The following is a 6,500-nucleotide window of genomic DNA, read 5'->3' on the forward strand; positions in this document are numbered from 1 at the left end:
CCAAGTGACTGCTCTCAAACTCAGGGAAACCTAAATCTGGCAACAGACATGGCAATCCTGAGCCAAGCCGATTAAAGTGCTGAGTGTGAAGTCAACTCAAAACTCACAACTAGTATCGGAAGGTGCAGAGACCCGACGGGAGCTACCCTAACGTAAAGGCGAGGGTAAAGGGAGAGTCCAATTCTCAAAGCCAAGTTTAGGTTACTTAACCTAATGGGCAGCAGTGAAAGCTGCGGGAGAATGAAAATCCGTTGACCTTAAATAAGTCGTGAGGGTTCAAGTCCCTCCACCCCCACTTCAAAAATTCAAAATTCAAAAAGGATTTTAGGAAAACAGTTGTACAGTGGACGAACAAGCCCAACTCCCTCCACCTGTGGGCAAACCTTCCAGCATTCCTAAAGAATACGACTGGCAAAGCTTACGTGTGACATCTCCCACACCATAGTCCTTGATTTGGTGTGGGAGATGTCACAAGATGGCGATGCTTTAGAAATTGAATATCGCCACACTTTAGAAAATCTGGGCAAAGACAAAGGACTTTTGGGCGATCGCTTCGCTTGCCTTACTTTGCAAAGCGCGAGCGCATGAGCGTTCGGCAGATCGCATCTTCCTGTTACCTGAAACTGCCACTCAATCCGGTGACAAGGTGCTTCAACTGGGCGATTGCAAAGGTGCCAGTGCCGTAAGTCCTGCAGACAGGCGCTCTCGGCGCGTAAGCTCCCACCGGGTGAAGGCAGGCGAGGAGGAGCGTCTGGGCTACACTAGAAGGCGATCGCATTCATCAACAATTAGTGATGCCTCCGGCGGGCTACCCCAACGCATCTTTTGGAAATCAAGCGAGCGCAAAATCAGTGTATTGTCTAACATCCTCTGGATGAAAAGCTAAAACAATTTTATCTTTGGGAATTCCTGCGGCTACCAGTTCATTGGCAATGCCATATTCAGTCCCATCGCGCTGAATCCAAATTTTTCCATTAATAATTTCAATATGGATAATACAACCATGAACTCTTTCTTCTTCCTGCCATCCCAAAGTCATTACTATGTAATTAGTAGCTGTGCGATCAATGATAAGCTTTACTTCTAATTGACGATTTGCATAGGGTATTTTTATATAATCACTCAGAATATATTCGATAATTTTTTGAGATTTTTCTAAGGTATCCATTGCACAATTACCTCTTCCTTTGGGTCAAATACAAGTAAACGTAAGCGGTTCTTTTTTAATAAAATCTTGCCGATGGTTTCCGTAAAAATTTCAGTGTAAGTTCGGCGGGGGATAGCAAGATATAAAATCCGGTCACTTCCTTGTTCTTCTAAAATATCGTAATAAAGAATAAACTGTCCTAATGCATTTTCTAAATCTGTAACGGGAGATTGACTGAGAAAACTCTTGATTTCAACTGCTATTTTTTGCTGACCTTTTTCTGCGGCTATAAGTTTTTCTGCACCCAAGTCTATATATAAATCTTTTGTCCCACATTTTAATTTCAATGGGTCATCAGTAATTAGCCAATCATCTTTTTCTAGGGCTGTTATCACAACATTATGATAAACATCTTTGGCAGGCATGAGTGTTTGCAAAAAGTGCAGCAATTGTGAGTTATACTTTATGCTATTTTAGCGCAATATGCTTTTAAATATATCTTGGCAGATGAACAATGCAGTAAGAATAATCAGCAGAAAATAGGCGATGCCTGCGGCAGGCTACGCCAACGCACTCATCAACAATTAAGCGATCGCCGCTTCATTAAAACCGGAAAAATCTGCCAGCCTCATTACTAATTGGTTGGTGAGCGCGCCAACGATCTGGGCGGAAAAATCGCCCAAACGTAGATTTTTTCAAAAAAATGAGTATTTATACATGGGCGATTTTTCCGGAGGCTGGCAGATTTTTCAATCGTTGTGACCCAACCCTTGGCGAGGCAAAGCCCATCGCATCCTCCTGTTACCTGAAACTGACACTGGGCGATGCCTGCGGCGGGCTACGCCAACGCATTAGTAGCGAGTTTTTTTGTTGAATGGAGATGTAGGGCAATGAGCGATCGTCGTCGGAAACGCATCACCTGTGATGAAAATCTATGCTTTTCCGGAATCTAGGGCGCTGGTCTTGAATTTCTCTGATAATAGAATATGTGCGAGTCTCACGCCCTTACCTATGAACGAGCAGCGTCAGCAAGACTATTTCAACCTCATTCAAAGCCTGTTGAATTGCCGTAGTCACGATGAAGTCCCAGAGATTTTGGCAGCAAACCAAGAATTACTGGATGTTGGCTTCTTGCAGACGGTAGAAGCGGAGGCGGAGATGTTTTCGCAGCAGGGAATCGAGTCAAGCTGGGGTGACGCGCAGGTAGTTTACCCGTTGCTGGCAAAGAATACAGACAAACTCGACGGAGTGTTAGCAGAAATATTGCACCAGTGGGGGATAACACTGGGGGAAGCCCAAGCAGATGAGGCGGAATCAATCGCTACATATATTGTCCTTTTTAGCGATCTAATTCAGCAATTCCCTTTGGGTAACAAAGCCAGCAATATGGAAATTGCCATCACTGGCTATGAAGTCGTGCTGAGTGTCAGAACCCAGCAAGCCTTTCCCCAAAACTGTGCAGTGATTTTATTTAACCTGGGGGTGATTTACCACAATACAAACCAGCTGATCTCAGCTTACAATACCTTTGAATCTGCTATTGCCACAGTAGAATCCTTGCGAGAGGAAATTGTATCTGGTGAGGGAACCAAACGCAAACAAGCAGAAGAATGGAACAAACTTTATAGCCGCATGGTAAAAGTTTGCCTGGAATTAGATAAGATTACCGAAGCTATTGAATATGTTGAACGTAGCAAAACCCGCAATTTAGTTGAACAGATTCTCATCCGTGACCAGAAAACTATCTTTCCTACAGATGTTGTAACTCAACTAGAAATATACAGCGATGAAATAGCTACAGGACAATATCAAATCCAAAATCGCAAAGCTGAAAATCCAAAAGTCCTAGCACAACATCTCCATCAATTGCGACAGCAGCGTAATGAATTGCAAAACCGCTACTTACCCGTTGGTTATGGTTTCAAATTTGACTCATTTCAGGCTACTTTAGATGAGCGTACAGCCATTATCGAGTGGTATATTTTCAACGAGAAAATTCTGGCGTTTATTGTTAAACCTACAGGAGAGGTCACTGTTTGGCAATCCCAACCAGAAGACCGACAAGCTTTGATTAATTGGGTAAATCAATATTTGCAAAACTACGACAATCAAAAAGACCAGTGGCAGAAAAGCTTAGGGGAAGAACTCAAAAAATTAGCTTCGATTCTGCACATTGATGAAATATTAACCCAGATACCAAAACACTGCGATCAACTCATCCTAATTCCCCATTGGTTCCTGCACTTATTCCCCCTTCATGCACTCCCGGTAAATCAAAATTCTGAAAATTCGCGTTGTCTTGTGGATTTATTCCCTCGTGGTGTGAGTTATGCACCCAGTTGTCAACTACTGCAACAGGTACAAACGCGACAACGTCCTGATTTTCAATCTCTGTTTGCGATTCAAAACCCTACAGAAGACCTCTCTTTTACTGACTTGGAAGTAGAATGCATATTATCTTACTTTCCCTCCCCTCAAGTATTACTCAAAGAAAAAGCCACAAAAGCTGCCTTATCTGAAGCAGTAACACAATTAAAAGAAGTGAATTATCTCCACTTTTCGTGTCACGGTTTCTTCAACTTTAATTCTCCCCAAAATTCCTTCCTGCTATTAGCAGATGCCTATGTTTCTCCCATTCCCGCTAATGCTAACACAGAAACATATTTAAAAGTATCCGATACCGAAGCTATAGATTTAAGTAAATGCCTGACATTGGGTAATTTGTTTGAGCGAAATGATCAAAATTTCGACTTTAGTCAATCTCGTCTCGTGGTTCTTTCAGCCTGCGAAACTGGATTGATTGACTTCAACAATACCAGCGATGAATACATCGGTTTACCCAGTGGCTTTCTCTATGCAGGTAGTACCAGTGTTGTAAGTAGTTTATGGACGGTAAACGATTTATCAACATCCTTTTTGATGATTAAGTTCATTCAAATTTTGAAGTCTGCTACAGATATGTCAGTACCACTTGCGATGAATCAAGCGCAGCAGTGGTTGCGGGATGCGACAAAGGAAGAGTTACATGAATGGGTAAAGAAATTGACTTTAGATAGCACCAATAAAGGAAAAATACGTCGTCAAATTAATACGATGACTGGAGAGAAACCTTTCGACTCTCCTTATCATTGGGCTGCATTTACTGCTGTTGGCAAATAGGAGAATAGTGATGTCTGATTACGAAACAACTGTTAATACTCACATCTTGCACCTAACCGAACAAACCCGTAAAAGGCAAATAAGGAGTACAAAAATATAACAGAAGATGAAGAAAAAGTTGAAGTATTTCTTAATTATAAAAATACTGGAATTAACCGTTATTTTACTTAAATAGCTTTCCAAAATACAAGATGTAGGGATGACTATTTGCGTGATCCCATAGTGCGATCAGCCGGAGGCTTGACGCTAGCCGACGCAATACCAAAAAGATAATCTTGATGCAATGCCCTTGATTATTTTTGGAGGCGCAAGGGCATCCCTTACCCGAACACTCTCAAACCAAATCTCCGAGTGCATTGAGTCGGTTTTTAAATATCAATCCTTGGTCAACAAGGGATATGATTCGTATTGTTCGCAGCCATGTATTAGAGACGAGCTTAAAGGTTTTATCAGCAGAAGGCAAAGGACGTAAACCATTTTTACAGGTTATCATTGACTTAACGACTCTTGAAAAACGGGGTAAATTTAAAGACTTTGAGGATTTAATAAGAGTTTATAACGGTAAGCGTGGTCTGCATATAGTAGTAGTTTATTTAGTTGTCGGAAAGTGGCGCATACCTTGGAACTTCCGTGTTTGGAGAGGTAAGGGTACACCCTCACCCGCTCAACTAGGACTCAAGGAACGTTAAGCGTTTACCTAAATCTTTAACTGAACGCTTTGCTGGTAATTATTTTGGCTGATACGGCCTTTGGGAGCGTGGAATTTATTCATGGTGTACGCAAGTTTAGATATCATGCGGTTACAGGTGTGGCTATTAACCGTAAGTTAGTTGATGGAAGAGTTTTAAGACATTTACACAAACAGGGACAACAAGTCCGTTTGGTTGGTTTAAAGTTTCCCGTTACCGTATCTTGGTATTACTTAAAGCGCGATCAGGGCAAGCTTGAAAAACGTTTTGTCTTGTCTACCCGTCCCATTAAAGCTTCTACTCTCAAGTGGTGGGGTAAGCGTCGTTGGCAGATTGAGGGATGGTTTCAAACCGCAAAGCAATGACCCAAAGGGTCACGCTTCGCGAACGTCGGGTAAGGGAGCCTGCATCACTGCATCTCCCTCCCCTAAGAACCGGACAGGACTCTTACGAATCATCCGGCTCAAGCCTCAGCTTACCAGAACGTTTGCCGCTATGTACGGCTAGGTGGCAGGCTTTATGGAGGTGTATGAGATTGTCGATATTATCGTTTCCTCCATCTTGAACCTTTGTGATATGGTGCGTATCGATTTCTTCTCCGTTAAACAAGTGTTCACCGCAGATTAGGCATGTCCAGTTTTGTTGCTCGGCTACTTTATAAAGTTTTGAATCTTTAATCCAACGGGTTTTTCCGTACCGAGTGCCTCTGTCTTTCCAATATTCATGCAGTGTGGGGTCGTCTGGCGACGCCTTGTCTTTAACTTTGACGTGGCGTTGTATGGGAATTTTGGACAGTTTAACGATTGAAATCGTTTTTGTTTTTCCTCTTCTGTCCTTGGTTTTAGCAAAGAATTTCCAACCATTCTTTTTGTTGAAATATTTCTTTGTTACCCATTTCTTTCTTCTTTTGGAATGTCTCCTGAGTGCCCACTTGTAGAGCGCTTTCCATACTTGATGGTCAAAGTATGAGAAGACTTCTTTACTAACCCCAAATCTGTAGTAATTACCCCATCCTCTAATGATTGGGTTAAATTTGGCTATTACGGCTTCAGGTGGCACATCTGGATTTCGTTTTAGCCATTCTCTAATTTCTTTGAGGAGGGCTAAAACTTTTTCCTTTTGAGGCTTAGTTAGACATTTACCTTTATTTTGTCTGATATTGAATCCGAGGAAGTTAAAACCATCTTCAATATTGACAATTTTAGTTTTATCTTGATTAAGCTCCAGTCCCCTGTTTTTAAGCCAACCAGAGATATAGGGTTTAATGTAGTCAATATCCTCTTTATTTCGGGCGGTGATTATGAAATCGTCGGCAAAACGGACGAACCCGTATCTTTCCCTTGTTTGCGTTTTTATCACTTTTCCACGTTCATTGAATCTTCTTATCTTCACAACAAATTGTGATAAGAATTCTTCCATACCATGTAGAGCGATATTTGCTAATAACGGGCTAAATAGAGTAGGGACGGAGCGCACCTTCAAACCTCACGACTTGCGTGTTTCTC

General features: G+C 41.9%; 5 protein-coding genes and 1 pseudogene. 3 read left to right on the forward strand and 3 right to left on the reverse strand.

Annotated elements, in window-relative coordinates; genetic code table 11:
• The first annotated feature begins 465 nt into the window (after nucleotides 1-465).
• Nucleotides 466-588, forward strand: coding sequence for a hypothetical protein (locus DP117_RS36925; protein ID WP_282440268.1), 123 nt, complete (start codon nucleotides 466-468; stop codon nucleotides 586-588).
• Between the two features lie 244 nt (nucleotides 589-832).
• On the opposite strand, the gene DP117_RS09645 is transcribed toward DP117_RS36925, so the two are convergent.
• Together DP117_RS09645 and DP117_RS09650 are read right to left on the reverse strand one after the other, a co-directional pair.
• Nucleotides 833-1,168 carry a XisI protein gene (locus tag DP117_RS09645; protein WP_169218091.1) on the reverse strand — a complete coding sequence of 112 codons (336 nt, stop codon included), beginning with the start codon at nucleotides 1,166-1,168 and terminating at the stop codon, nucleotides 833-835.
• Nucleotides 1,156-1,572 carry an element excision factor XisH family protein gene (locus DP117_RS09650; protein WP_169218092.1) on the reverse strand — a complete coding sequence of 139 codons (417 nt, stop codon included), beginning with the start codon at nucleotides 1,570-1,572 and terminating at the stop codon, nucleotides 1,156-1,158. The genes DP117_RS09645 and DP117_RS09650 overlap by 13 nt, the downstream gene beginning before the upstream one ends.
• A 586-nt stretch (nucleotides 1,573-2,158) precedes the next feature.
• Between DP117_RS09650 and DP117_RS09655 the strand changes: the two genes are divergently transcribed.
• Together DP117_RS09655 and DP117_RS36095 are read left to right on the forward strand one after the other, a co-directional pair.
• Nucleotides 2,159-4,306: a CHAT domain-containing protein gene (locus DP117_RS09655; protein WP_211176003.1), complete on the forward strand. Its 2,148-nt coding sequence runs from the start codon at nucleotides 2,159-2,161 to the stop codon at nucleotides 4,304-4,306.
• 293 nt (nucleotides 4,307-4,599) lie between these two features.
• Nucleotides 4,600-5,354 (forward strand): annotated as a pseudogene (locus DP117_RS36095) (IS701 family transposase); the annotation flags it as partial.
• An 88-nt stretch (nucleotides 5,355-5,442) separates the two neighbouring features.
• On the opposite strand, the gene DP117_RS09670 reads toward DP117_RS36095, so the two are convergent.
• Nucleotides 5,443-6,471, reverse strand: coding sequence for a group II intron maturase-specific domain-containing protein (locus DP117_RS09670; RefSeq protein ID WP_211176005.1), 1,029 nt, complete (start codon nucleotides 6,469-6,471; stop codon nucleotides 5,443-5,445).
• Between the last annotated feature and the right edge of the window lie 29 nt (nucleotides 6,472-6,500).

Origin of the sequence: Brasilonema sp. UFV-L1, from assembly GCF_012912105.1 — a bacterium.
GTDB lineage: Bacteria > Cyanobacteriota > Cyanobacteriia > Cyanobacteriales > Nostocaceae > Brasilonema.